Source organism: Halostagnicola sp. A56, assembly GCF_000691505.1.
GTDB lineage: Archaea > Halobacteriota > Halobacteria > Halobacteriales > Natrialbaceae > Halostagnicola.
Window position 1 is genome coordinate 99,784 of sequence record NZ_JMIP02000025.1, and the last position, 25,701, is coordinate 125,484.

Consider the following 25,701-nt stretch of genomic DNA (forward strand, 5'->3'; position numbering starts at 1 on the left):
CCGACGACTCTACTCGGTTCGCATCTGTAGTGTGTGTATTTCACGCTCAGATAGATCTGGATAATAGAATTTCAACAGTGATATACTCGAGTTGTATGACACGAATTGCTACTGCATCTTGACCGCCATTCAATGCTAATCTCCCTATGCTACAAACCATTTCCACAGGCAACCGATGTTTTTGTTCCGTCTCAATGTGGATGAAACCCCCCAATCGTGACACGTAGTTAATAGCCGTTCAAAGATACGGAAGTTCGACAGAGGAAACAAGGCGAGTGTCTCGGGGTCGTACGGAAATCGAAGATCTCCGTGATGACGAGAATCGGAGATTCGCGAACTACTTGACCCCGAGGCCGTTCACACAACGCTATGTCAATCACTTTTTAGACCAATCACGAGCGGCTTGCCTCCTTGAACAAAAAATATGGGATGGTGAGTCTGGTCGAACTCGTGTTGATGATCGCTATCGTTGCGACCATGTCTGGGCTTCGATGGGTGAGCCCTAGTAACTTAGAAATGACTTCTCACCGATGGAGCTGGAAATTGGTCGAGGAATTATCAATTACTGTTGAAGTTCTGCAAGTGATTCGAAGAATCGGTCACTGAGAGCGCTTATCTCTATCGAAGAGCAATTTACTATAAACGTAGAATGATTTCTGTAGGAGCGTTGTTCTATGAAATTTACTGAGCCCATAGAGCGTCAATCAACAAACAGAGATTGAGTGAGATCACGTATCAATAGGCACCGAACTGTGAGATTGATCAATCCAAACCCGAACAGGATGAAGAACGCTCTTTTGAAGCAGATTATTGGTTGATAAACCGTCACTGGGGAAGCATAGCAGCAAGGTGACGTTCACGTCACCGGAGATGTTCCGACTGGAAGGGGAGAAGTGGGAGCGGGAAACAGTTACGTCTCTATGTCCAACAATCCGCTCCGTTCTATTAGAATCCGCTATTCATAATAAATCTATTGGAACATAAGAGAATGAAATGTGGGAACAATTAGGAAGCTATGACCATCGATGAAAAATCCAAAGAAATCCTCACTGAATTCGGGTATGACGACGAGATGATCACAGAGCTTGCTGACCGTGACATAATCTAGAGAAAACAGCAAGAGTTCTATGGACCACCCAATTCATGATTGTTCACCCGGTCAGCGGAAGACGAGGACGTGGGCAAATTGTAGTAGTCTGCGGACTCCTCCGACATCGAAGTCGTTGAGCGGATTTTGTTCATCCTTGACCGTCTTGATGGTAAACTCTGAGGAAGCCGAAACAGCTGACGAGTGGCTCAAATCGTTCAGCTTTGCCTGCAATTAGCTTATCTCGAGACGGTGTACTATGCCCTTATGGCTTCGAGTTGACGTTAGTAGTTTAGATGGACTGTTTTCGTGGTCGTGAAGAAATTAAGCCCCGCGTCACCCTGTTCCCGATACGTATTCGTTGAAGAGTTCTTGTAGCCTCCGAATGGAACATGTAACTCGAGTCCAGTTGTCTTCTCGTTAACCTTAGCGACACCTGCCTCGATGTCGTCAATAAACTGGTTTGCTTCTGTGAGATTCTGCGTGACAATACTTGAAGAGAGGCCGAACTGAACATCATTTGCGACTGTAAGAAAAGGGTTACCGCTGATTGCTAAGAATCTTGGCCTTGAGCTTTGCTTGAGCCTCGGCCACGTCTTGCGAATTTTGTTCAACCGTTTTGCCTTGCATATTCTCACGGAGGGAGACGGCAATCACTTTATCAAGGGGATCGTCTCTCCCAAGCTCTGGGTGAGTGGTGCGATACTTCTTGAGCAAGGACATTGTAGTGTTTGACAATTGCTCAGTTTCCGTTTGAGAAAGTGCAAATTCATCCATTACTTACCACGACTGTTGCCATTGATCCACTCCCGAAGTGCATCCTGCTTTGCCTCTGCTTCCGCTTTCTCCTGCTTTAGTTTGCTCAACTCGTCCGCATCACCGTTCTCAATCAGGTGCGCGTTTGCCATTACGCGGATTACCTTCTCCGGCGAGGCATCGTCAGGCAATCTGGTAGACCGCTTGACTGCGGTGAGTTTGTCCAGTGTATCACTTACCCGGAGAAAAGGAAAAGAAACAGTAGAACGAAATATCCCCAAAATACTAGAGAGGCGCCCCGATCTTCAGTTTGCTTTCGTGGGAAAGCAACATAAATCACTCCATCTTCCATCAAAATTCGAGGGCCGCGTTACGATTATCGGATCGGTTGAACCTAGCGAAATACCCAAGTACTACAGGGGAGCAGATTTCCTTGTCCATCCCTCGCTTACAGAGGGAGTTCCTCGGGCAGTGCTCGAGGCGCTTGCATGTGGGTTGCCTGTCGTGGCCCGTGACGTTGGAGACATTTCGTACGTGACTGAAAATACCTTCCAGATGGAATCTGATTTTGTAGAAACAGTATGTGAATTTGAGTCACTTCCTGTTGATTCCTTAAAGAAGTTCTCTCGTGATGTCGTTGGGAAGAAATATTATGAATTAACAATTTCGGGCAAACAAAACACCTGAGGGTGAAATCCAACAAATCGAATAGGGCCGGGTAATTCTCCTGAGCAAAGGGAAACTGACCTCGGATGATTCAGGATTTGAGGCTGTGTGTGAGGCACTCGACGGGCGAGTCGAGGTACATGGCCCAATAAAGGAGATCGTCGTCGTAAGCCTGGAGGACGAGCCCGACGCTGTCGAAGTTCGATATCACACCGATGGGGATTCGATTCACGCTCGTGACGGACGAATCTCTCGAACACTCGTCGATCGATATATCGAACGCCACGTTCACCAGCTTGAACAGCGGGCCCGCGAGTGGTATCTTCGGGCTGGAAGTTCTCTTCTCTTATTCGGCTTCTTGCCCCAGATTGCTGCGTCTCTCTTGTGATATCTGCTCTCGATAGCGTACACGAGGGACCATCCCTCGGTGATGAGATCGACGTTACCCCAGTCGATCAGTACGTGAACGCGACGTCCGTTGCACTGCAGTCGGAATCCCTCGCAGCAGATTCGTTCGACTCAGTGACCGTTCACGGGATCGTTCGTGGCCAGTCAGACACAGTCTCGCTCGAGGAGGAAGGCATCGTTCACGAAACGAATCTCGAACTGACCGTGCTCGAGGCCAATTCTTCGGGGGCGGTCGTCGAAGCAGCAGTTACCGAAACCGCAACTGGCGAGCCAGTGACGACTGGGCGCGTCGAAGTCGGCAACCAGTTGGCTTCCGTCAACGCCAGTGGCATGGCTCGCCTCCATCTCGAGGAGCGGCCATCGCTACTCGTTGATGGGAGGTACGTTGCTGCAGATTGGTGGGATGCGGAGACGATGTATGCCGCAGCCGAAGACAGAGCGAAGATTCCACCGACGTATCCGAAGTTCGCCCAGCTCGTCCAACTTGCGCTCGTGACGCTCTTGTGGTTCCTGCCAGTTGCCCTGGCCGTCTACGGGTTTGACTACCTGTCTGGCGGCACGTTCCTTGGATTTACAGACAACAATGACCGATAACACCCCTACTCACGAGAGTCGTATCGCCCGCCGATCAGTGCTTGCGACCATCGGACTCAGTACTGTCGGGCTCGCAGGCTGCACGTCGAACACAGATTCAGAGTCCCCGAACAATAGTACAGAGGACGGCTCTGGCCTCGACACCGAAGACAGCGAGGTCTTCGCGAACGTCGAAATGAACGACAAGAAACTCGAGGTCGCAGTAACTGAAGAGAGCGCAACCGAAGTCATCACCCTCCGGGATCCGGACGATGAGATAGTTGATCAAGCCAGTCTCGAGGGCGACACCGAAGTTGGATTTGAGATCCTCGGCAGATATGAAGACGATATCGCCACTGGCGAGTACGAACTCACTGCCCTCGAGAATTCCGAGAGTAATAATCCAATTGACTCGACGATAATCACACTCGATGCAGCGTGCACGATCACCGACGTGCTCTGGGCGGCCGAGAATCCGGATATGGACTGGGACAAGAATTCGCCAGTCTGGGATGAATACGCCGCAGTTGTTATAAAGAACAAGGGGACGATTCCCTCCTTACTCACTGAACTTCGGTGGAAAGGTGCACCAGCCGCCAAGTTAGGCCGCGACGATACAGTCTCGTATCACCATGAGACGCGGTTACCGCCCGGAGAGACGACTGCTTATTCGTTTGGCCAAATCTACCAGACGAGTGGTGCGGGAGGGTCGCTAGACTGCAGCGAGTTAGGAACAGAACCGATGACAGTGACAGCTGTCGTCCAGGTAGGACCAGATCCGTCGTAGATGCCGAATTAAATGATATCAGACCTGAAACGATTATTGAAGAAGTGGTCAACAGCGTTGAACTCCCAGATACTGATGCGGCCGAAATCCGCGAGCTAAGATCAGAGACAAAAAGCTAGCTCGAGTCACTCGCCATCAATTCTTTGTATCGATGTTGTATTCACACGTAACTAGCCAGTCCGATCGTTCACCCCCACGGTTGATGGTGAGACGTACTGGTTGATCAAGTCCAATTGCGAATCCAACAGCGAGAAAAGAACTGATGGGGTGGTCGAACCGATCGACTGCCCCGTATGCGCTCTCTGTAATCGCGACCGTGATTCGGTGATTCTCTGTATCGATATCTGGCTCTGCGCGCGTTGCCAGTTCGAAACCATCAACAAGGCCATCACAGAGTTGGACCGCGAGGTTATTTGGCCGTGTACTAAGCTCTCCGGAGACCGTCTGTTCGAAGTCTTTGAAGAGCGCACCACCAGTTGTCTCAACGAGAAGCCCGCGTGTCTCCGATTCGAGGACGAGTGGACCTCGGTGTTCATCAGGAAGCGAGTAATCGGCGTCAAGCGGGACAAATAGTTGCGTTGCTTCACCCTCCTCGCGTGGGATATACACGGATTCTCCTTGGAGTCCCAATTCTTCGGCAATTGTTGTTTCTCGGCTGGCACACGCAGCATACACGCGTTCGCCAACACTCGCAGCGACGAACTGTTCCGGAGTCAGGAAATACGTCAGTAGCCCTGCGAAGATTCCAGTCGCACCAAGTACAATGAATATCTGAATCGGCGTTTTATCTTGCGACGTGGGAAGGAACAGGAACCCGGCCAGCTCAATATCAGCGGAATCCATCGTACTTCCAGTGGAAGCGTGTTGAAACGCTTGCGCGCGAACACAGGCTCAAGAAATGTATAAAGCGCTATCCGCGATATTTGCTTTGGACAACAGAAGTTGAGACTGATACTCTCAATGCACGGTACTCTATCGTTTCATCCCAGCGGGAACGATCTGCAAGTATAGTTCGCGCTGGAGATCGAGAGCGGCTACAAGAGTATCAAGCGATTCATGGCGGCGACGACATCGAAGAATTTCGTACTGCGGTTCTTCTACTTCGCGTTCGCGTGTCTGCTGTACTCGATTTGGCGAGCAGTCGATCTACTCGTACAGGTGGAACTGACCGGAGAGTACGAGCATTCGCCCATTGTGACAGCCGACAATACGCTTACCCTGTTGAAGAAGGAAACCGGAATCGGGTAGAGAAGCACTCATTCTAGGTTAGCGTGGCGTCTGAGTGGCTACACTGTTCGTGGCCGCGAAAATACTCCGAACTAGTTTTCATCTCAACAAGAATACTCGTTGGGAGAAGGATCTAAAGCAGATTCCGCTCGTCGATTCGTCCGAAACCACGCATCACAGCCCCGCTGAACCCACATTGTTTTTCTCCGAACGGCTCTAAAGGACTATTGCTTAGAATGTGAAAACACTGCGTTAGGACTCCTACCGCCACTATAGAATTGGGCTGTGTTGGAAACGGCTCTATCCGACTCCGAAAAAACTACAACAACACTACAACACTTATTACTATTATTTAATAATAATACAGTTAGTAGGTAGTATAGTAGTATACTACTACGTATAGTATAGGTGCTTTTCACTATATTAGCAGTGGCTCGGATGAGACCAAGCTCTATCCAACTACAGATTCAATTGATTATCCCATGTGAGTCAGACTCATGCCTTTTCTGAAAGTGTTGATTTCAGGCATTTGAGTCAATATGAACATGTGTTGAGTAGGTCTTAGGGCCGTTCGGAGAAAATCGATTGAGAAAAATCACGAATCTGCCGACCGAGTCACGACGGTTGGAACGTCTCGAGCGAGAAACTACTCGCAAAATCAACGCGTGGTCGTCGGCTGACTTGAGTAGAGTTGATTATTTCGACGAGTGTTCCGGGAAGTAACCACTGGACAAGTGGCAGAAAATTATAAGTACCATTGGTTATCTCTATTAGATGGCATGTCGCGTAAGACTGACAATCTTAATCGACGAAACGTTCTCAAACGAACAGGGTACGGGGTTCTCGGCTCGAGCATCGCACTTTCATCAGTTGGCGCTGCCAGCTCGGGTGAAAGCGATGATGGCGCTGACTACGATCTCACCGAGAAAGAAAAAGAGCGCCTCCTCGCAGAGTTAGAGAGTATTGCGGAAAAAGAGTTAAAAGAGGACGCCGAAAAAGAACCGTTCTTGATTGAGAAATCACTCGAAGGCGAACCTCATATGCTGGAATACAATTTTGAAGGAGGGTGGTTCGGACTTACACGGAGCGAAGATGTTTCGAAATTTGAACGCGATGTCATTCAATTCAAGCACGGATGGCTGACAGCTAGCCGCATCTACCGGAACCTTGTCGGTAATGAAACAGCGTACACAGAACACAGCTCAAGGGTCGAGTTGTCCGAGTCCAATGTACAGAAATTCGAAGGAGAAGCCGACAACGGAGACGTGGTGTTCGCAAAACATAACGATGAAGGAGTTATCAGTCAGGAATTCGCGAATGATATTCTCCGTGCTGTTGTCGGTACTGAACACTATCGCCTCTATTTCGCGTCTCACCAAACAGTATCTGAAAGCAAGAATCTACGACTTGAATCTGAAGACCATTCCCTTGTTTGGATATCGGATGTTCAACCGTCAAATTTCTTTCCGTGAACGTTGTGGAACGAATCGAATCCGACCGTGTGCCGAATTCGAACGCTTCCGATCGCTGACGAACCGCGCTTTCCCCACAAGCGCTGTCCGGACAGGTCAGTGCACGCGTCCGACTTCTGCGGCTGATGTGGAAAAACACGTCAGGCAAGCACTCGACGCTCGAGGTTTTTTACGAATACGTTATATCCGACTATATCTGGCGGAATGAACGATCTTAATACGGATTAAGTGACTTTGTATTTGAGTTCTCGAGAATACGTACAATTACGCACTCGTGTTTGAAGTGGGTGGGCAAATATTGTTAGACACGGGTATCTTTACACTGATTGTGCGTATAATTCTCTCTGTGATGACCAAGCGTTTTTCATTCATCGGATCGAGAGTGACCGAAAATGAGTGAGATCGTCCCGGGAGAACTCGAGCCGGCCGACGAACCGGTCGTGATAAACGAAGGGCGGGAAACGACGGCCGTAACCGTCGAGAACACCGGCGATCGACCGGTGCAAGTCGGTTCTCTAATCAGATCATTGGACGGCCAAACGATTAATTTCTGTTCCGGTCCCTCTATGAAGATCGATATCAACAATCTTAGGTTGGGAACTCTACTCTGTGAGTCGACGGTCTCCGTCGCTATCCGCGATCTCGTTCATCAGGTCCGGGAAGTCAACGTCGTGAATTTCGAACTCCTCAATCTCGTAGATGGAGTTCTCGAGTGCCTCTTCATACTCCATACGTACTTCTGCGTAGTGTTGAGCAGCTTCCTCCAGTTCTTTGGTAGAGTCCGCGTCTGGAGCGAACATTCTGAAGACATGAGCGGCAAACGAGTACCACGCAGCGACGAAGAATGGATTATCTGCTTGCTCCAGACTGTCACCGCACTCGTGGATGAATTCCAGTAAACGGTCAGATTCTGATATCATCGCAGTGAACGCCGAGTTTGCCAGCTCCATCATCTCACTGTAGAGTTCTGACTGCATTCGGATGGATAGATGATAATGACGTAACTCACGGTTCCGATGATGCCTCCAAATACGAGCAGTGGTATCTGAGAAATCCCGTATTTGAGTAACTCAGTCCGTATTGGACCCATCAATACTGCTACCACCAAGCCAGCTAAAATCGGTTTGAAATATCTCCGTGTATACGGGTAGTACCGTTCCAAACTCCATAGCTCGAGGATACGGAACAGATTGACTAGGGCGAGTGTGAGAGCGGACGCAATTGCTGCTCCCGTGAAGCCGTACCTAGTGATCATAATGTAATTCGCGACTACGTTCGCGATCCCGAGGAACCAGCGGTTGAACATTACGACATACTGGTGGTTGCTCATCATAAGCATATATCCGCTCGGTCCGACTGCGCTGCGGGTTACCTGACCTACGACGAATAACGACAATATGACCGATCCATGAGCAAATTCGGATCCGAAGAGCGCTAACACTTCAAATCGGAATGTATATAAAAGTATTGCGGGCAACAAACACAGCGTAAAACTCCATCGATACACTGGGCTTCTTTGGTCGGCTCTGCKYKCTCGTCGCCGAAGTCGAGACTTTCGATGGCGTACCCATCGGTGTCGTGGGCGTACTTGAGAATCCCCACGTCGATACCAACGACCTTCTCGGGCGTCTCTGGTTTTTCAGGCGTGGCTTCCTCTACGTCGATGCCGAACGTGGCATACCACTCGCCCGTGGGTTCTCGTTTGACCGTGACCTGTTTGATGGTCGCATTCTCGGGGATGTCTCGGTGGAGGTGAATCGGTATCTCACCGATTTTGCTCAACCACAAGACAAGCCGACCACTCGTATTCTTGAGTTTGAAGCCGGACTGGTTGTAGGTGAGCGACCGATACTCCCGAGGCGGTTTCCACTTGAGCATCCCAACAGCGCGTCCGTTCTCCTTCTGTGCTTTGAGCGTGGAGAGGTTGTCGTAGACGCGCTTGACGACCATCTGAAGGACTTTCGAGTGAACGTCTCCGAGGTCGTCCCACCACGTTTTGAGGTCGGGGAGTTGTCCCTGAACCTCGTAGCGGGCGGGAATGTCGTCTCGAAGTTATACCTAGTGTCTATATCGGAGAATATACCGCGATTTTCAAATCCAATGATATTCTGAATCTCAGACTCTTCCAAGGCATGTACTCGCAAATCCTTCCCAGCGGCGGCATTGAAGAACGGACCAGGAAGCAGCTGTGAAACATAACCACCGTCTCTGACGATATCATAGACTCGCTCAAAGAACAGTAGGGACAGGTCGTTCGTCCGTGCAACCTGTTGTCCTTCTACGCTTGGCGTCTGGTACTCGTATTCTCCACTCTGGTTGATATAGGTCGCTTGCCGTTCCTTGTCATGCTGGAACTTCTCCCATTCGGCAGCGATTTCAGGGTTCTCTAAGAGCTCCTCCACCTTCTTGTCCTTTTCACCAGGTGGGTGGCTACGAAACTCAGTATCGTACTTTGGGAAGAAGTCCGTCCGGTATGGCTTCAGCTCATCCCACGGTGGGTTCCCAATGATGACATCAAAGCCGCCTTCACGATAGACTGTCGCGAACTCGAGCACCCAATGAAACGGTGAGAACTCCTCTAATTCCTCAAGAGAAACATCCTCGTCGACAAGTTCGTTGAACTGATCGCGGATCTTCTCATTAAGCTCCTCGCTGTGGGTGTCGATTTTTCGCTCAGCCATTTTACGAGCATTCTTACATCCCGAAGATTCGAGAGTTTAGACAGTGGATGAATTACGGTGAACCAACTCTCGAGTACGATGGATATATCCGCGAGCCAAAGGTCTTCGAAGAGGCAGACGCAATCGATATTGAAGACTGGTTAGCCGAGTTGGATGAACGGTACACTAATGCATCAAGTGTTGGCAAAGGCGATGCCGCATTAGTGTCGGCATACACCGAGTTGAACAAACTGATTCAAGCTGGCAGGATTGATGCACAAGGTTGGGTGCGCGAGACTCCGGCAGACAGAGCGAGCTATACGCCCAATGATAAATCGACAGTAAAAAGCCGTAAATCTAAAGAGGATCTACACTACCTCAAGCCTGAGCAAGTTCAGCAATCGGCTTCTGACCGAAGTTGCAGAGACAAAGCAGTTCTTCCGAGTCGGGATCATCGAAATAATCGAAGTTGATCCTTTTACCCGTGACAGAACGGGCCCGAAGACGAGACCATCGGAACGAATGAATTTGTAACAATATATCAGATGAAGAACGATTAGAGCCATGGACACTAAGTAGATAGAGTACCTGTAATGTTTATAGTGTTATGACTGACCACATTGACCAAGGAATTGTAAAGTCTGATCAGACCCTATTTACAATTATCGAAGCTCTTGATCATCTTGGACAAGCTGGTGTAACTGACTTAGCGAACTATACGGGTAAATCAAAAAGTTCAGTACATAAACATCTAAAAACGCTGGATAAAGGCCATTATGTAGTGAAAGACCGAGGTCAGTATAGACTTAGCTTTAAGTTTCTCCATTTTGGAGGATCAGTTAGAAGCAACTGTAGTATTTGTGATAAGTTTTCGCGAGTCGGAGTTTGTACGCAATCTGCAGTTCGAGCGAGCTGATCTCGATCTGTCCCTCGTCGAATGTGACGGTGAGTGGGTTCGAAAGCGCCTCGCGTTCGACATCGTTTGAGACGAACCACGTCTCGAAGTTCGGATACATCTCACCATCCTCGGCAATTCGAATGCGGCTCCCGTCGCTCAACATTGAATACATCTCATCAAGTGGCATTGCCATTCCCCAGTAGCCCCGGTCTTTGAGTTCGGCAACCAACTGCTTGGTTTCCGTTTCGGACAGCGACTCCAGAATTACATCGATGTCTTCTGTTGACCGAGATCGACCAGTGAGGATTGCGACATACCCACTGACAATGACGTAATTAACGTCGCAAGCGTTGAGGATCTGTGTAAATGCTAATACGTCTTTGTCGAGTTCTGAAAGCTCACGTGATACCGTGAGTTCATTTTCACTGAGTTCCATCAGTTCCCTCCATGGAACACGAATAAACAGGCCGGTGCCTCAGTTGCATACGTTCCATCCCGATGATCTTCTCGGCCTGCTCGGTTTCGTAGAACTCCTGGGCGGTCTGCGAGAGCAGTACCATTCGAAGCCCAGCATGGCGCTGGTGACGAAATGCCGTCTCGAGGAAATCGAGGTTGGCCTGATCGTCGAAGAGATAGTGGGCTTCGTCGATTGCGAGTTCCACATTGCGTTGGGTGTTTTTCGCCTGCTGGTAGATCGTCGACAGCAGCAACTGCATCAGGAACGTCTGGCGATCGATCCCTGAGGCACTGCCCTCGATCTGACCCAGATCGATATAGACGACCTTGTTGTCACCCTCAAGGATATCGATCTCCGAGTGGTGAGAGAGATTTTCGTAGGAGCCACCCTCACGGAACGGCTGAAAGGCGATCGCGAGTTCGTCGGCATACTGGGCAGCACGTTCGCGAGCGGATTCGGACTCTGCAATGTTGTGGTCATCTGGGTTTTCGGCGATATCACAGAGGATCCGATGGACGTCCTGCATCGTCGGTGAGTTCTCCGACGTGTGCGTCGAGACGTCATCCTCGACGATTCCAGCCTGCCGATAGGCTTCGTCGATCACATACGACAGGACGCCCGTCTCCGTCCCCAGTTCGATATCACGCGCCTCGAGGAAGTTTTCGAGCACGGCGGAGACCTCGTCTTTCTTCGCCGACAGTGGAGAGACGCCGTCACTCGAGTCGAGAACGTGCTGTGGTGTCTCGCGGATCTCGAGTGGGTTCAGTTTCGTGTCGCCACCGACAGTGATCGTCTTGGCATTCAGCGCGTCGGCGATCCCGCGGAAGCCACCAACGGGGTCGACAAGCACGAGCATCGTGTCGTTACGCCGTTTCATCATCCGCAGATGGCGCAAGATCCCGCCGAACGTCTTCCCCGCACCGGGCATTCCAACGACGAGTTCGCTGTGACCAGTCTCGAGCTCCCAGGGATTGATTCGAATCGGTGAGCCGTTGTGGCCGTGATAGCCGTATTCGATGCCGTCGTCCATCATCTGGTAGTTCGACGAGAACGGGAACATCGCACCGATGGCCTGGTTCGTCAGCGTCGACATTCGGTCACGACCGAGTTCGTTCCGTCCGAGCGGTGAGACAGTCGCGAGTCCTCGCTCTTGCCATCGACTCGCGACTTTCAGCGTACAGTTGGCTGGTGCGTCTTTGATGATCGAGCGTAACCGAGTTGTTTGATTCTCAAGTTCTTGCTGGCTCTCGGCAGCGAGGCGGATAAATACGCCGCCGCGATAGAACGAGGCTTTGTTCGCCCGAACGAGCGACCGCATGTACTTCGCCTGGTCGATGTCCTCTTGGAGATCTTCGGCTCTGAGACTGTTCGAATCGTGCTGGTTGATCTTTAGATCCGAGATCCAGTCGGCCATCATATCTTGCGCCGACTGGCTATCGAACGGATCGAGGTGGATGCTGATATCCGTCTTGAGTTCGGTCTCGAGGAGCAATCGCTCGAGGAGTCCATCCGATGGCTCTTCGGGGAACTGTTCGATCCAGAAGGTGCGGACGAACGTTTCGTCGTTGATCACGGCGTAGGTCGTCTCCCAATCAATCGTCGATGGGGCGATAACCGACTGGTGCATCGTCGACGTGTCCGGAAGACGGTCTTCTGCGGGCACTGATGAGACATCGTCTCCCTCCTCAGTTTCGTCCGAGTCGAGATCCTCAAGGGAGTATTCCCAGTCCTCTGCTTCTTCACTTCTGTCGTCCATCGCACCAACGACATCCTCAGGATCTGGCGTGGCTGGCACACCGTCGCTGATCCCATGAGAGACAACCGGGAACGTCCCGAGCGCGCTCGAGATATCGTCGTACTCCTCTGGCTGGCACGTCCAGTACTCCTTCGTGATCCGTGCAAGGTCGTATGCGTCGACGGGGTTGATCGAACATCGATAGAGCGACGAGCCACCGCGCCGAAGCTGGGAGAGTCGCGACTCGAGCTTCTCTTCTTTGAATTGGTCACGTTTGGATTCGCTCAGCCCATCAGACTGAAACCGACCGAACAATCGACCGAGAATGGGCATTTCAGGCTGGTGATGTCGGGGCTCGGGTTTGGGATTATCGTTCTCGCGCTCATCTCACCCGAACTCATCGACAACATTGGAAGTCAGATGGGATTTGACTTCTCCAGTTGTGTGCAGCCCTTCTGAGACCTGCCACAATTGAAACTGACATTCCCTCACTTCCTGTCGATGGCTACACTCCGCCCGGTGATCGTCGTCGTCCTCCTCGTTATGAGTAGCCTCGCCATCGGACTGATGGGCACCGCAGCAGCCAACTCATCAGATGCGACCTCGAGTACAGCTCTCCCTGCGGACGGCCCTGATTACGGCGTCAACGAGTCGCGGTTTCAGCTGCTGTGGTCGGAAGACATGGATCAGGAGAACCTCTCGAGCACTGATTTCACCGAGAACGCGTCCTCACCTGCGGCGTTCTCCCAGCGCCTCTCGAAGTCGACGGACTACCTCTTCGACGAACCGATCGAGGACGTCGAACGCTGGAATAGTGGCGACTTCGACGACTAGTGACTCTTGAAGTCTCTCGGCAGTAGAAACATTCTCTAATTCTTCTTTTTGATCAATTTTCCCAAAAAGACTACGGTCCCACCCATCCCGTGGGAGAGGACTAGTGATTCGAGTTGAACTAAGCCGCTTATTATATGGTTCAGCTGTATACGCCTGAAGTTCACCAGGTGGTATCGCTAAGTGAACATCACAGTCAACAAGTGTTTCATGCTCTGTAACGTCTTTTGCTTCTTGAGTGGTTGATTCGGACATTGTCTTGTCTTTTATTGGTTATACTGTGGACTGTACCATTCTTTGCCAGAGGTCGAACTGAGTATTTCCAGCATTGGCTGATCCCACAGGTAGTTTAGGGAGAGCAGAGTATATATAACTTTGCAAACTATCTGTATATAAATAAATAAATAAAATCATATACTTTCATCTAATGTGAAGAATTACTCGATAGCCAGTTGGACGAGTTAGTTCGGGATGGATTTGCATATGAACTTAATAATATCCAAGTCCGCCAGCGTTCTGAAGAACAGCTTAAACGCATCGCTTCCGAATCAATTGCTGAGGAAGCTAATGCTGCTGTCCCTGCGGCAGCAGTAGATGTTGATGAACGAACGGATTTTCAACCGTCTTTTCGCCTGCCTGAATCAATAGTAGACCAGTTACCCGGTCGTGGGATGGGAGAAGAATTCGGTGAGGCGCTCGTTGGCTGGTATACGAGTCCATATACTTCTGTGGTTAACAGAATAGATGTCAAACAAGAGATTCTGAATTATATCCTTCACGGAGAAGAACCGTCAAAGGACGTTTCTCGAACTATTTGTACTGGGTATGAATCCCAGCGACTGTATAATTTACCTGACTTTGGAAATACCGCCTATCAGCTATGAGAGCGTTCGACATCGCAATAAAATGCCAGCGATACGCCCCCAGACATTTCCGTAACGGAAAGATTGCAGCGTTTCGAGCACCGATTTTGGCTATGTCCTCAATATCTCCAGAGTAGATCCAGTAATGGTTAGTCCCGATATCTGTTTCCTGCTCCAAGGATAGTACTACAGTCCGATTGATTTCTTTGACCGACTTTCCTATAGCCTCTGTTCGATCGTTATCTGGGTAAGTCTGCTTAAAGACATTTTTCAAGGATTGAAGCCACATCGATGTCTGCGCTTGATTCTCAGTATGAACAAATGTAGATCGCGACAGCTGTCCAAGAGACTCACAGAGCGGTCCAAGATACTTCTGACTGGTGTACTCTTCACTCGCACTTTGGATAAGGAATTCAAACTGATCATTAAGTTCCCTCATGAAGTCGTCATCGACCGGTGATTGCAGTTTCTCAAGATACTCTACGCCGATGCTTTCTAATGATTGGATACACTTCACGACAAGTTCATGGTCATTAGTCTCCTCCCAAATTCCTTTTTTCGTCCTCTCTTGGTTCCGTTGGATTATGATCCTCACTCATTTTCTAACTACTTGATTGATCCGACAATAGATAAAGACAAATAATTGTTAGAAGAGAAATAATGTATTATTGTATGATTGGGGAATTCATCATATACGGGGTGCTTGCGAGACACTATATGTGGCGGATACAGATGTCCGCGAACACGGTCCTCGAGGACATCTCGTTCACAGTTGGATACAATTTAAAATCTGATTATCCGATCCCACATGATCTGTAGAGTCAAAACTGGAGATCGAGGATATTCCGGTTCGGTCAGTATAGGTACTAAATGAACGAGTGCTAGTTACAGTCTATCTCCGTAGACTGAATCAAGGCGAGTGTACACTGCTGCAAATACGGTAAAGACAACAATGACTCCGATACCGACACCAATCCATGCCCCGTATGGTACACCGAATTCTAACAGAATAATAGCAATCCATTCTCCGGAAAATGTCATTGCCATGATAACGCTGAGTCCGGGGCTAAAACTCAAAATGAAATTCCGTTCAATGATGTTCTATTCCATACGAAACAACTCTCGTAGAAGAGCATAGATTTTCTCCCATCGCTCGTATACTGGGGAACATTTCTGATCTCCCCATCGCTTTGCTCCCACTTGCTTACAATCATCTGGAAAGCTTCGTTGTTACCATCCTCGTCGAAGCTGACGTCCCATCCAGATGCAGATTCGTACTCTATATCGGCGAGTCCGTCACGAACACTTTGAGTGTCGGCGGAATCCTGTTCGTCAATGACCTGTGCTAGCATCCGAACCGCATCATAGTTGGGTAGGCTGAGTGCGTCCATCCGAACATCGTATTCGTCTTGCATTTGCTCGGACGCCTGCTGTGCGCGTTCGTTTCTGAGGTCGACTCCCCAATTATATATATCGACGATGTCCTCGCCGAGCGCTTCCCGAAATGCTTCCGTTCCGTACGAATCGTGGCCGATTACGATATCAACTTCTTCGAACATGCGAGCACGTAACTTTGGTTGTAAACGGTCTCATTCGTTGCGTTTCTTACTACGAGAATATCGAACGTTGCGCTCTCGTTTCCGTGATTTTCGAGATACAAGGAGTGATCCGAGGACGGTTGGTCCAAAGGGGAAGTCCCGAGACAGCCAACTGTGAGAACTAGTCCGACGAAAGCACAGCACGCCAGCAGCAAGCGTTTCCGCATAACGATATTCTGTAATGGAGGGCCTGAATACTTTCTGTTGAGTATGCACGCTCTACTCTGCAATCACCTCTCAGGGACTGACCGCTCAGAACAACTCAGGTATTTGGAATAAGAGGAATCCAACAACACCCAAAACGACGGTCCAGAATGATAGATTTCCGATTTCGAAGTCGGATGGGGAGCGGGTGAGTACCTCGTGTACTGACGCGATTATCATTCCAACTCCGACGATACCAGCTAAGATAATTGGTAGTCTTGTACTCCCTTCAATAATAGCTGGAACCGACCAGATCGCGAAGGTTGCCCCATAGGCTGCCATACATATGTGAAATATGTAAAATCGCTCCATGAATCAGTGGTAGCCTGTATTTTACATAAATTTGAAGGTTTCTGTGTGAATGCTATGTCAACATACAACCACAATCCTTCTCCGTCTGATGGATGTCGCTTAAGCACTTAATCCTGAAAATTGAATAGTTGTCATCCTGTGAACGAGGAGTTGATTCAGAGTGAAATATATAGCTTCAATACGCTTATTGAAATTACGAAAGAGCGTCTTTGGGCGCTCCAAGGCCGATCACCCATGTCTAGTGGTTCCTTCTTGGCGACAGGACGCGCACCCCATACGAGTTATGTGACCCGCTGCCGTTCCCTTGAACGCCTGTCCTTGTGCACGTCTCCGGCGGTTTAGCTCCATCACTTACTTTTTCAACTATCTCTTTTGCTAAGGTGCGGAGTCAAGTAACTAATTACGGTGGTATTCGAGAAGCAAACTTTAATATCTTCCTCCCTTTGATACCAGGACCATCGCCATCACCGATCTCATATCGAGATTAACAGTACCACTAACGATAATTCCTTCTATAGGTGTTTCTGACTTCATTGGTTCTTAATCTGCACCATGGAATGGGACGTAATCACAATTAAAACATTCCCATGCTCCTTGATTACAACCCAAAACACCATCACATTCTGGACACTGGTACTCTTGGTGTGGCACCCGAGGTCAGTATAGACTTAGCTTTAAGTTTCTCCATTTTGGAGGATCAGTTAGAAGCAACTGTAGTATTTGTGATAAGTCCAAAGAGACCGTTAAAAAATTAGGAGAAGAGACAGGTTGCCTTACTGCTTTTGCAGTCAAAGAAAATAATAGAGGTTATTTTACTCATGTATACAATGACCAGTATGGACTTTCTGATGTTTCGCCACTTGGACAGGAATTCTTTCTCCATCAGAACGCTTCTGGGCAGGCAATCTTAGCACTGCTATCGGATGAAAAAACCGAAAAGATAATAAATGATACAGGGCTTGAAACAGTGACTGAGTATACAATTGATAATCGTGATGACCTCATAGGAAAGATAAATAGAGTAAGAGAGAAGGGGTATGCTATCGGTGTTGAAGAGAGAATTGAGCGTGTCGCTTCCATTGGTGTGAATATATCAGATCCTAAAAATGACCAAATCGGAGCAATAAGTATTAATGGCCCTATTAGTCAGACGACTAAAGAGGAGTTTCGAGAGAAGTATGTTGGGCCAGTAATCAATGCAGCTGATGAGATAGAACTTCGGTTATCCATTGAAGATTCGTATAGCTTTTCGAGACTCTCGAAGGTTGTTGCGTCGTACTGTTCCTGAAACGACTCTCTCGCCGCTGTGTCTGCGTCTACTCCAAGAACTTCGTGACCAAGTTTCTCGAGTATTTTCACGTGGTTCGCACCATGGGCACCTAGTCCAACCAGACCGACCGTCAGCGTCATATTCTTCATGCTTGCTAAACTCTCTCACCTTCATTTGATAAACTTCTTACGATCGACCGATTACAGGACTCACCAGGACGGGATCGATCCTGTCTACTCTTCAAATTAATTATACACACGTATGATTGTAAAACAATCTTTTGGTCTATATGTTTTGTTTAACATGGTCAAACAAATTTCCTTACAATAGAGCCGACGAGTTCAGAGATTCAACCTATGTAGCAAATTTTGATTCGAAATCAAACAGCAATCTCGATAATAATTCTATGGACAGAATTGTCAATATTGAGAATGAAATAACAGATATAATTACAAATACACCTCTGTCAATAATTTGATCGAGTGTAAGAGAGACGCCCATAAGAACAATCCCTGAACCAAGCCAAATTTTATGCGTCTGAATGCCCTTACTTGCCCACTCTGGTATTCCAATAGTATTTGTGAGTATAACACCTATGAAAATTGCGATTAGGAGTTCGTCAGCACCGGGTATTTGGTGGGCGAGGGCCCAAGAGCCAACTGCACCAACAGATAGGATAGCGATGCCAGCCAGAGTCTCTATGTGGGGATTGTATTTATATAGGGAAACCATATTATTTCGGTATTTTCAACCCAAAAGCATGTGTGAGTGAGATAATTACCATTCCCCAAACTACACTTTTCCAATCAGAGTCCACGGTTCTAAGACACGTTTCAGCCGGACAGAATTGTTTGCGACATCACTCTTTTTCGTATGAGTCAAGTCTACTATTCTCAACATCAACTTCCCAATTGATTGTGATTTCGTCGCCAGCAAAATAACCGGTGCACCCCGAAAGAGAAGCGGCGATACTACAGCCGTCCCAGGAGAGAGCATTGCGGCGGCTCGAATAGTTACTTCCGTCCATATTCGATTTGGTTCATCATCCTACAAATCCTTTTTCGAGATCAATCATGGGATCTATAATGGTGTATGAATCATATGTTTGACTACTGGATATTCTCTCGTCTCTTGAGTTCGTATGTTAGCACTCGCTCGGTTTGAGTGAGACGTAAAAATAACAACTCACCAATTTTCGTCTGTTACTAAAACAGTTGGCCCTACGTAACGACAATAGAAGTGGATTTGAATCACCACCTCCGAAGCTTGGAGAGCACAACCGAACCGTTTTCCAAGAACTAGGTTATAATAAGGAAAAGCTAGCTGAACTCGCAGAACGTGGCGTATTTGGTGATAAATGATCCAAACCTAACTTAGATACCTTCGTAAACAGCCGCACCGTTACATTAAACAAGCTCTATAAGCTACAGAACATGTCTACATTCACTAACCAATGAGATTATATAATAGTACACAGGTCAACATTTTCTATCTAACCGCTTCGACGATCAGTTCGGCGATATCGACGATCTCAATGTCGTCCTCGAATCCGCCGGTTTTGCGGCCGTCCTCGTACATCGTCATGCACATCGGACAGGCGACGACGAATTTTTCGACGCCCGAGCCGGCGGCGGTGTCCTCGAGGGCTTCGCGAAGGCGTTCTTCGCTGGGTTTGGGCTCTTCTTCGAAGTCCATCCAGAGACCGCCGCCGCCCCCACCGCAACAGAACGAGTTCGAGCGGTTGCGCGGCATCTCTTCAAGTTCGCAGCCCGTCGCGCGGATGAGTTCGCGCGGGGCTTCGTACTCGTCGTTGTACCGGCCCAGATGGCACGGATCGTGATAGGTGACCGTGTACTCGAGTCTACTTTTTCTTTGCTTCTGACGAAACTAGAGACTCGAGTGAGCAACTTCGAGTAACTCGTATTGGACCCACGCTGTTTCGGAGGAAAGCAGCACGTCACTCTGGAACCGTCTTCGAACTCATCGAGGAGCGATGAGCGGGACGTACGAAGATGGTGGTAATCATCGAGGCTCTGTATTTCGAAAACGAGTCGGTGAAGCAATTATCGACCGCGCCGGATACCAAGAAGAATATCCTGAGTGGGGAAATGGCTCGAGCGCTTACTTAGAGGTCAGGTGAGCCGACCTGACAGCCACACGGCGAGCAGATGTGCTCGGTTGGCCCACGGCTTGTGACTCGAGTAACCGGCGTGTCACACCGCGGACAGCGCGGCAGAAACGACGGTTTGCGCTCGTCTTCTGCTGGTGGCTGGTCGCTCATCGACACCCCACGCGTAGTTTTTTCGGTGCGCCGGCTAGTTGATAGCGGTACGGCCGTCGTGCGAGACGTTTATATCTCGGTAGAATCAACGCAAACATGGTTTCAACCCATTCGGGTTAGAAACCGCGCCTCGGGTGGGGCAACACCCGGGGCATTTCGGCGCATGCCCCTTGGCGACTGATTGAAGCGCAGTTTCCATCTTGATTGTTGTCGGGTAGTCACTTATACTATTGGGATTCCGACGGGCAGAAACAGAGCAGAATCATCTCCTTCGTACTGACTGCCCCCGATTCTGGTTCTGCTGAAAACTCATTTACCGACTAGTGGTCTCCGATCTGCAGTTCCTCAATAGCAGTAGCCGGTTCCACATCATACTCAATGAGCCGGTCAGCGGCTAACTGCCATGCATATTCACTCAACTCGAGATCTGCCTCTTCGAACTGGGCGGAAAACCGAGTCAGTGCCACTGCGATCAGGAGATCGTCGTCTCGTTCTCCGGACATGGAGGTGTCTGGCCGCGGCTTCCTATATAAACTGTCGGACGCAAAAATTCGAGTCTACGTGGGATGGAACGTGCCTCTGAAAGATGCGTCCGGGAAGAAGTGGCGATATGTTGATCATCGATCTGTTGGCAACAACTGAGGTCAGGCAGGTGGATTTCTCATGCACGCCGGGTTGCGAAATCAACTCCTGAGCTAAATTTTGAACGTGGCTATGCAGGATGGATGTAACTAGCCGACTTCTGTTTGATTAGAGTGAAACATATCTGATGACTAAACAAATCGCTCATCCACCGCAGATATACTGGTCTGTTCCGTCTTCGCGTCCGCTGATTCAGCTGTGTCGTCTCGGTCCAGCGGCTCGGTCGTTGATTCTCGAGTTCCCGGTGGAGTAGCAGTGGAACCGTTCGACGCACTATTGTCGGAGGCGTGTGAAGTTTCATCATCGACCGCGTTCGAGTCAGCCGTGTATGAACTCGTCTCCGATCCACTAGTCGTTTCTTCTGTTTCGGTGGTCGTGTTTGATCTAGCGGTCGGATCGAGTTCCGCCTGGTGTTGGGGACTCGAGGTCTCGCCGGAAGAGTGCTCGTCTCCCGTGTCCGTATCGTGATCTCGATCGAACTCCTCGACCGATTCGACGAGTGATCGGAGCTCGTCGAGGCGCGTTTCGATCCGCTTTTCGTTCTCTTCGATGAATTTGTTCGCGAGTTGTGCGAGGACTCGATACTGAGTATCGGTCACTTCGCAGTTGATGTACTCGACGTCGCAGGGAACGCTGTACTTCGAGGACGTGCTCTCGAGTTCCTTGCTCACGAACTTCGCGCTCGCGGTCTTTCCCGTTCCTGTCTTGCCGTAGATCAGAATGTTCGACGGGGTTTCGCCGCGTAGCGCAGCGACGAGAATAGTCGCCATCTTGTTGATCTGATCGCTGCGATGGGGAAGTTCGTGTGGCGCGCCGCATTGGATAAGAAGCCAAGAGAAACCGAAACGATTGAGCGCCAGCTTCAAAATACAGGCCAGCTCGTGTTCTATGGACCTCCAGGGACTGGGAAAACATACACTGCCCAGCGTTTCGCTCGTTGGTGGCTCAATCAGCAGCCAGGACATGCACCTTCATCAAATCAGCTTGAGACCGTTACATTCCATCCTTCGTTCTCATACGAAGACTTCCTCGAGGGATTGACTGCCGAGGCGGATGAGGGAGCGGTCGAATACAACATCAAAGATGGCGTATTCAAACGGATCTGTAACCGAGCGGAGCAAGCGTATCACCACGCCCAACAAAACGAGGATGTCGATGAGCCGCCCCGCTTTGTATTGATAATCGACGAAATCAACCGCGGAAACCTCGCTCAGATCTTCGGAGAGACGATTACGCTACTCGAGGCGGATAAACGGCTTGGGGAGGAAGACGAAGTCGAAATTACGTTAGCTCACTCTGGAGAATCGTTCGCTTTAATTCTACTAAGTACTAAAAGTTTGCATTGTATCCAATATGCTTATTTCTCCCTATACTATGTTTCACCCGCGGATCTAGCCAGTCCGAACCGAGCGCCTCACTCACCGCTGACCTCAACTTTGGAGTGGAACAAATTCGTCGTCCATGTCTCGATAGCTGACCCTGTTCTAGTTTCGCGTCCGCCTTTCACGGGATCATGTACGGTCGGTCATTGTGAGTAGTCAATTCCCTCAAGACGTGTTATCTATTACTGTAGATTCCTTTTTGTATTGTTCACGACTTCCTTCGTTTTCTACAGGGGAGACAAGGCGAGTACCTTGGGGTCAAGCCCCGAGGCCGTTCACAAGACGTTGAGTGATTTGCGATGCAAACACGGATAGTTAGACTAAATCCTATAAGTAGACCATATTTTCGAACTCAGTAAGACATAAGTGGGTTCTCTATCTAATCATTTTCGATAAATTTGCAGTTCTCATTGACCGACTGTTTCAGACGAGAATATATCTGAAGAATAGGGTTTCAACAGAGCCTCGTATTCGGCTTTGTCGTGCATTCCCCACCTCAGTTCCAGTTTGACACTCAGAGTAATAGTGCCAGTCATCAATCCGTTGATTGGCCGGGTTGCTTCTCGATAGCCTTTTGAATGAGTTCCATTCGACTTGTCCAATTGTTGTCTTCTCCCGCCTCCCTAGCGTTCTGTCGTATTTTCAGCCAATCGTCAGATTCGAGCTTGCTGATACGGTTTACTGCATCAACGAGCGATGAATGGGATTCAGGCTCAAAAAAGAATCCAGTTTGCTCCGCTGAAAGTACGTTTCGATGAGCCTGAATATCCGTGCAAAGTATCGGCAGCTCCATTGCAAGATATTCGAATAGTCTTTTCAGACTCGAAATCTGACTCTCGAGTTCTTCGACTTGCTGCCACTCTCCGTGCGATGTCGCTCCGCTGCTCAGTTGCTCGATCTCGCTTTGAAGATCGGAAATCTCGCTATCGATCTGGCTGATCCCTTCCTCGGCGATCTGTTCTGTCTCGAGGCTTTCGACGATTCCCTCGCTGAAGCCGCTGCCAAAGTTCTTGCCGGCGTTCGCTCCTGCCTCTTCGAAGGCCGCTTGATCGCCAGTAAGGTCTTCAGGATTAGGACTCTCGATGTCGCCGGATGGCATATCATCTGGAAGGTAATCGCTCTTATCTTGCTCCTCCCCTCCCGAGCCAGACCCACTCTCAGCTGCGAAATCAACTTCTTCAGCTTCGAAGTCAATCTCCCACTTATCAGGGAGGATTTTGTTGATCTTGCCAACCATCCAGTTCAGCAAGTCGATAACAGCATTAACGCCGTCCTCCGTATGCCCTTGAATATTCAGGAAGTTCGTCTGCCAAGCCGCTGCTAACCCAATGACTGCAGCAATAACGAGGCCGACCGGCCCTAATAGAGTGGTCCACAGCGTCCCGAACGCTCCGGCCGCCATTGACGCTCCACTCGCCATCGCGGGCAACATAGTCAGTATTGTTCCGATCAGAACCAACAATGGTCCGAGTGCGGCCGCCAACCCACCGACCACAATTATTGCCTTTTGTTGCCCTTCATTTAATCCTTGGAAGCGCTCAGCAGCTCCTTTGGCATATCCCGTGAGCGAAGTCAACATTGGGAGAAGCTGAGATCCGATGCTGATGCCGACATCTTCGATATTCGATCGGGCTATTTTCATCTCAGCGTTGAGCGTCTGTCGCTGAGTTTGTTCGAAGTACTTCCGGTCGGSWKTGTCCTGAGGCGACTCGAGTCGCAGGCTACCGAACGTGGCAGACGGAGTTCGACCGGCATGTGAAAGAAGGCGAGACAGCGATCTGGATCTGGGCGCCGATCATCGCCAAGCAGTGTCCCGAGTGTGAGAACTCGCCGTCGTACCACGAGCGAAGTGAGTGTGACTACGACGAGACGCTGCCCGAAGCGTGGTCGAAGGGCTTGGTTGGCTTTCGACCCGCACCCGTCTTCGATATTTCTCAGACTGAAGGAGAGCCACTCCCGGAACTCGAGACCGACGCAATGGGGGATGCGGACGAACTGGTGCCAGCGCTGCTCGAGGGCTCGAAAGCACTGAAGGTTGATGTCGAGGTTATATCGAAATCAGCGTGGACGCACGGCGACGCAAAGGGCGTGTGTCAGTATCGATCTCCTGCAGAACAGCCACTCGTCGAAGTACAAAATCTGGAGAATAGTGCAGCTCTTGCTGTCACACTCGTTCACGAGTACGCTCATGCACTCTTACACGGTGACGTCGACGAGATTGAGCGCTCGAAACGCGAACTCGAGGCAGAAGCTGTGGGCTACATCGTCGGGCGGTACTTCGAGCTGGATACGAGTGGATCGGCGTTTTATCTTGCGACGTGGGAAGGCGACAAGCCAGAAGCGATTCTCGACCGCCTCGAACGGATTAGTTCGACAACGGCAGAAATTATTGACGTCGCTCAAAGGGAGATGGCCAAAACAAGCTGGAGAGAACTCGGATATTGAAATTGTATATCTGTCCTCCAGGAAAGATATATGGGTTCATCCTGGTCAATGTTAGAGAGAGTTTGTCGGGTGACGTGAGGGGTGTTTTCGGCAGCTTGGCGGTAGCTCATCCCGTTCTCAATCAATTCTAACGCTTCAACAATGTCCAGATAACCAGTTTCGCCTTCGTCGTAGTCTGGGTCAAGATTCGGTTTGAGATATCCATCTTGTCTTGTGAACCCCTTTGGGACGTTCCCAAGCCATTTGCCTTCTTCCCGGGCACGTCGTTGTCCCGAACGTGTACGTCGGATTAGTGCCCGTCGTTCTTCCGCCGCTACCGAAGCAATAATATCTGCCACAAGCCGTCCAGTCCCGTCTGGACGGATTTCTCGAACACTTCCATTGGTTACATGGATAGTGACTCCAGCGTCCTCACAGGCGTCGAAGAAACGTTGTGCGAGAAGACCTTTACGAGCTATCCGGGAGACCTCCCAGACAACTACGTTGTCTATTGCACCGTTTTTGATGTCTTCTATGAGAGTTAGGAATTTGTCCCGGTCTTCACTTGCTCCCGATGCTTGTTCAGGATAAACTTCTACGCCTCCAATTGAAAGGTCGTGACGGTCAAGCCATTCTTTGATATCTTTCCTTTCTTCACTTTCCACTGCTTCCTTACGCATGTATCCTCTATGGCCTAAACTGGACTCAAAATCAAACTCCACTTCTTCAGATGGGATTTTTCCCATAGCCTCGAGCTTCGCTTGTTCCTTCAGTTTCTCCTTATTGTCATTCATATCTTATGTTATTGATATGAATCCCTATTGGTGTACCCCTCGAGACCTCTATGCTGTGCGCCGCTCACCGCTGTTGGCAAGATAACTCTTCTACTGTAGACCTCCTGAATCCCCACACTGGCTAGAATAACCAATTCATCTATTCTCGGATGGGACTGAACCCCAATTTGCTGTACTTATCGAGGCAGGGGTTCCAATAGCGTTGTCGTCCCGGTCTTGGAAGTCTTCGAAAGTGTGTTTAACAGTGTGTTCTTCGAAGTCTTCCAGAGACTTTGGAAGCGTATCTCGAAGTGTTCAAAGAAAAGTGTCTCAAAACTCACGCTGCTGGAGACGGAAGCTGCTGTAATTCATGACGAGGAATCTCCTATATTACA

At 49.4% G+C, this 25,701-nt stretch carries 23 protein-coding genes and 10 pseudogenes; 13 read left to right on the forward strand and 20 right to left on the reverse strand.

Features of this window, described 5'->3' with window-relative positions; translation table 11 throughout:
- Positions 1 to 1,371 precede the first annotated feature (1,371 nt).
- The 3 genes and pseudogenes from EL22_RS16480 to EL22_RS18210 form a co-directional block, all read right to left on the reverse strand.
- Positions 1,372 to 1,620 (reverse strand): annotated as a pseudogene (locus EL22_RS16480) (aldehyde dehydrogenase family protein); the annotation flags it as partial.
- 7 nt (positions 1,621 to 1,627) lie between these two features.
- Entirely contained in the window at positions 1,628 to 1,864 is a 237-nt protein-coding gene (locus EL22_RS18205; RefSeq protein ID WP_050052166.1) for a hypothetical protein, read from the reverse strand.
- A complete protein-coding gene (locus tag EL22_RS18210; protein WP_197075937.1) occupies positions 1,864 to 2,034 on the reverse strand; it encodes a hypothetical protein in 171 nt (56 codons plus the stop codon). Before EL22_RS18210 ends, EL22_RS18205 begins: the two co-directional genes overlap by 1 nt.
- 28 nt (positions 2,035 to 2,062) lie before the next feature.
- On the opposite strand from EL22_RS18210, the gene EL22_RS16485 reads away from it, so the two are divergent.
- The 3 genes from EL22_RS16485 to EL22_RS14605 all read left to right on the forward strand — a co-directional run bounded on the left by EL22_RS16485 (position 2,063) and on the right by EL22_RS14605 (position 4,277).
- A complete protein-coding gene (locus tag EL22_RS16485; RefSeq protein ID WP_197075938.1) occupies positions 2,063 to 2,530 on the forward strand; it encodes a glycosyltransferase family 4 protein in 468 nt (155 codons plus the stop codon).
- A gap of 363 nt (positions 2,531 to 2,893) precedes the next feature.
- Positions 2,894 to 3,511, forward strand: a complete 618-nt coding sequence (locus EL22_RS14600; protein WP_343123196.1) for a hypothetical protein — start codon at positions 2,894 to 2,896, stop codon at positions 3,509 to 3,511.
- Positions 3,501 to 4,277: a hypothetical protein gene (locus EL22_RS14605; protein ID WP_231587991.1), complete on the forward strand. Its 777-nt coding sequence runs from the start codon at positions 3,501 to 3,503 to the stop codon at positions 4,275 to 4,277. Before EL22_RS14600 ends, EL22_RS14605 begins: the two co-directional genes overlap by 11 nt.
- A 135-nt stretch (positions 4,278 to 4,412) precedes the next feature.
- Here the strand turns inward: EL22_RS14605 and EL22_RS14610 are convergent, their stop codons facing one another.
- Positions 4,413 to 5,120, reverse strand: coding sequence for a hypothetical protein (locus EL22_RS14610; RefSeq protein WP_050052168.1), 708 nt, complete (start codon positions 5,118 to 5,120; stop codon positions 4,413 to 4,415).
- Positions 5,121 to 5,297: 177 nt separating this feature from the next.
- Between EL22_RS14610 and EL22_RS18740 the strand changes: the two are divergent.
- The 3 genes and pseudogenes from EL22_RS18740 to EL22_RS16490 all read left to right on the forward strand — a co-directional run.
- Positions 5,298 to 5,525, forward strand: a pseudogene (locus EL22_RS18740) (transposase); the annotation flags it as partial.
- A 686-nt stretch (positions 5,526 to 6,211) separates the two neighbouring features.
- On the forward strand, positions 6,212 to 6,976 hold the full coding sequence (locus EL22_RS14620; protein ID WP_050052170.1) for a hypothetical protein: 765 nt from the start codon (positions 6,212 to 6,214) through the stop codon (positions 6,974 to 6,976).
- Between the two features lie 392 nt (positions 6,977 to 7,368).
- Positions 7,369 to 7,491, forward strand: a pseudogene (locus EL22_RS16490) (urease subunit beta); the annotation flags it as partial.
- Positions 7,492 to 7,578: 87 nt separating this feature from the next.
- On the opposite strand, the gene EL22_RS18215 reads toward EL22_RS16490, so the two are convergent.
- The 4 genes and pseudogenes from EL22_RS18215 to EL22_RS19440 form a co-directional block, all read right to left on the reverse strand.
- A complete protein-coding gene (locus EL22_RS18215; RefSeq protein ID WP_197075963.1) occupies positions 7,579 to 7,953 on the reverse strand; it encodes a hypothetical protein in 375 nt (124 codons plus the stop codon).
- Entirely contained in the window at positions 7,926 to 8,483 is a 558-nt protein-coding gene (locus EL22_RS19435; protein ID WP_082146830.1) for a polysaccharide biosynthesis C-terminal domain-containing protein, read from the reverse strand. Before EL22_RS19435 ends, EL22_RS18215 begins: the two co-directional genes overlap by 28 nt.
- A gap of 26 nt (positions 8,484 to 8,509) precedes the next feature.
- A pseudogene (locus EL22_RS18745) lies at positions 8,510 to 9,022 on the reverse strand (RNA-guided endonuclease InsQ/TnpB family protein); the annotation flags it as partial.
- A 41-nt stretch (positions 9,023 to 9,063) separates the two neighbouring features.
- Positions 9,064 to 9,657, reverse strand: a pseudogene (locus tag EL22_RS19440) (Eco57I restriction-modification methylase domain-containing protein); the annotation flags it as partial.
- Between the two features lie 47 nt (positions 9,658 to 9,704).
- Here EL22_RS19440 and EL22_RS17505 point away from each other — a divergent pair.
- Together EL22_RS17505 and EL22_RS19445 are read left to right on the forward strand one after the other, a co-directional pair.
- Positions 9,705 to 10,109, forward strand: a complete 405-nt coding sequence (locus EL22_RS17505) for a hypothetical protein (RefSeq protein ID WP_156184181.1) — start codon at positions 9,705 to 9,707, stop codon at positions 10,107 to 10,109.
- Between the two features lie 134 nt (positions 10,110 to 10,243).
- A complete protein-coding gene (locus EL22_RS19445; protein ID WP_082146831.1) occupies positions 10,244 to 10,552 on the forward strand; it encodes a helix-turn-helix domain-containing protein in 309 nt (102 codons plus the stop codon).
- Here the strand turns inward: EL22_RS19445 and EL22_RS14640 are convergent.
- Both EL22_RS14640 and EL22_RS14645 read right to left on the reverse strand, forming a co-directional pair.
- A complete protein-coding gene (locus EL22_RS14640) occupies positions 10,476 to 10,970 on the reverse strand; it encodes a hypothetical protein (RefSeq protein WP_231587992.1) in 495 nt (164 codons plus the stop codon). The two genes, EL22_RS19445 and EL22_RS14640, sit on opposite strands and share 77 nt — an antisense overlap.
- A 31-nt stretch (positions 10,971 to 11,001) precedes the next feature.
- Positions 11,002 to 13,062, reverse strand: a pseudogene (locus EL22_RS14645) (VirB4 family type IV secretion system protein); the annotation flags it as partial.
- A gap of 165 nt (positions 13,063 to 13,227) precedes the next feature.
- Here EL22_RS14645 and EL22_RS14650 point away from each other — a divergent pair.
- Positions 13,228 to 13,560 carry a hypothetical protein gene (locus EL22_RS14650; protein ID WP_156184182.1) on the forward strand — a complete coding sequence of 111 codons (333 nt, stop codon included), beginning with the start codon at positions 13,228 to 13,230 and terminating at the stop codon, positions 13,558 to 13,560.
- A 449-nt stretch (positions 13,561 to 14,009) separates the two neighbouring features.
- Positions 14,010 to 14,441, forward strand: a complete 432-nt coding sequence (locus EL22_RS17510; RefSeq protein ID WP_156184183.1) for a hypothetical protein — start codon at positions 14,010 to 14,012, stop codon at positions 14,439 to 14,441.
- A gap of 1,052 nt (positions 14,442 to 15,493) precedes the next feature.
- On the opposite strand, the gene EL22_RS14660 is transcribed toward EL22_RS17510, so the two are convergent.
- Together EL22_RS14660 and EL22_RS17515 are read right to left on the reverse strand one after the other, a co-directional pair.
- Positions 15,494 to 15,979: an ABC transporter substrate-binding protein gene (locus tag EL22_RS14660; protein WP_050052175.1), complete on the reverse strand. Its 486-nt coding sequence runs from the start codon at positions 15,977 to 15,979 to the stop codon at positions 15,494 to 15,496.
- Positions 15,980 to 16,270: 291 nt separating this feature from the next.
- Positions 16,271 to 16,534: a hypothetical protein gene (locus EL22_RS17515; protein ID WP_197075942.1), complete on the reverse strand. Its 264-nt coding sequence runs from the start codon at positions 16,532 to 16,534 to the stop codon at positions 16,271 to 16,273.
- Between the two features lie 718 nt (positions 16,535 to 17,252).
- Here EL22_RS17515 and EL22_RS16510 point away from each other — a divergent pair.
- On the forward strand, positions 17,253 to 17,822 hold the full coding sequence (locus EL22_RS16510; RefSeq protein ID WP_082146832.1) for an IclR family transcriptional regulator: 570 nt from the start codon (positions 17,253 to 17,255) through the stop codon (positions 17,820 to 17,822).
- A gap of 2 nt (positions 17,823 to 17,824) precedes the next feature.
- Here EL22_RS16510 and EL22_RS18755 read toward each other — a convergent pair.
- The 6 genes and pseudogenes from EL22_RS18755 to EL22_RS18760 all read right to left on the reverse strand — a co-directional run.
- Positions 17,825 to 17,953, reverse strand: a pseudogene (locus EL22_RS18755) (gfo/Idh/MocA family oxidoreductase); the annotation flags it as partial.
- A gap of 205 nt (positions 17,954 to 18,158) precedes the next feature.
- The gene (locus EL22_RS16520) at positions 18,159 to 18,536 is read right to left on the reverse strand and encodes a putative sulfate exporter family transporter (RefSeq protein ID WP_082146833.1); all 378 of its coding nucleotides are present in this window, start codon (positions 18,534 to 18,536) and stop codon (positions 18,159 to 18,161) included.
- Positions 18,537 to 19,292: 756 nt separating this feature from the next.
- Positions 19,293 to 19,670, reverse strand: a pseudogene (locus EL22_RS16525) (heterodisulfide reductase-related iron-sulfur binding cluster); the annotation flags it as partial.
- A gap of 259 nt (positions 19,671 to 19,929) precedes the next feature.
- A complete protein-coding gene (locus EL22_RS18225; RefSeq protein ID WP_197075943.1) occupies positions 19,930 to 20,085 on the reverse strand; it encodes a hypothetical protein in 156 nt (51 codons plus the stop codon).
- A 320-nt stretch (positions 20,086 to 20,405) separates the two neighbouring features.
- Positions 20,406 to 20,588 (reverse strand): hypothetical protein, encoded by a 183-nt coding sequence (locus tag EL22_RS14670; RefSeq protein ID WP_050052177.1) that lies wholly within the window; start codon positions 20,586 to 20,588, stop codon positions 20,406 to 20,408.
- Between the two features lie 617 nt (positions 20,589 to 21,205).
- Positions 21,206 to 21,536, reverse strand: a pseudogene (locus EL22_RS18760) (AAA family ATPase); the annotation flags it as partial.
- On the opposite strand from EL22_RS18760, the gene EL22_RS14680 reads away from it, so the two are divergent.
- A complete protein-coding gene (locus EL22_RS14680; RefSeq protein WP_050052179.1) occupies positions 21,519 to 22,265 on the forward strand; it encodes an McrB family protein in 747 nt (248 codons plus the stop codon). The pseudogene EL22_RS18760 and the gene EL22_RS14680 overlap by 18 nt on opposite strands.
- 379 nt (positions 22,266 to 22,644) lie before the next feature.
- On the opposite strand, the gene EL22_RS14685 is transcribed toward EL22_RS14680, so the two are convergent.
- The gene (locus EL22_RS14685) at positions 22,645 to 23,883 is read right to left on the reverse strand and encodes a phage tail tape measure protein (RefSeq protein ID WP_343123199.1); all 1,239 of its coding nucleotides are present in this window, start codon (positions 23,881 to 23,883) and stop codon (positions 22,645 to 22,647) included.
- Here EL22_RS14685 and EL22_RS14690 point away from each other — a divergent pair.
- Positions 23,805 to 24,554 (forward strand): annotated as a pseudogene (locus tag EL22_RS14690) (DUF955 domain-containing protein); the annotation flags it as partial. The gene EL22_RS14685 and the pseudogene EL22_RS14690 sit on opposite strands and share 79 nt — an antisense overlap.
- Here the strand turns inward: EL22_RS14690 and EL22_RS16535 are convergent.
- Positions 24,509 to 25,327, reverse strand: coding sequence for a recombinase family protein (locus EL22_RS16535; protein WP_231587993.1), 819 nt, complete (start codon positions 25,325 to 25,327; stop codon positions 24,509 to 24,511). The pseudogene EL22_RS14690 and the gene EL22_RS16535 sit on opposite strands and share 46 nt — an antisense overlap.
- Positions 25,328 to 25,701 lie beyond the last annotated feature (374 nt).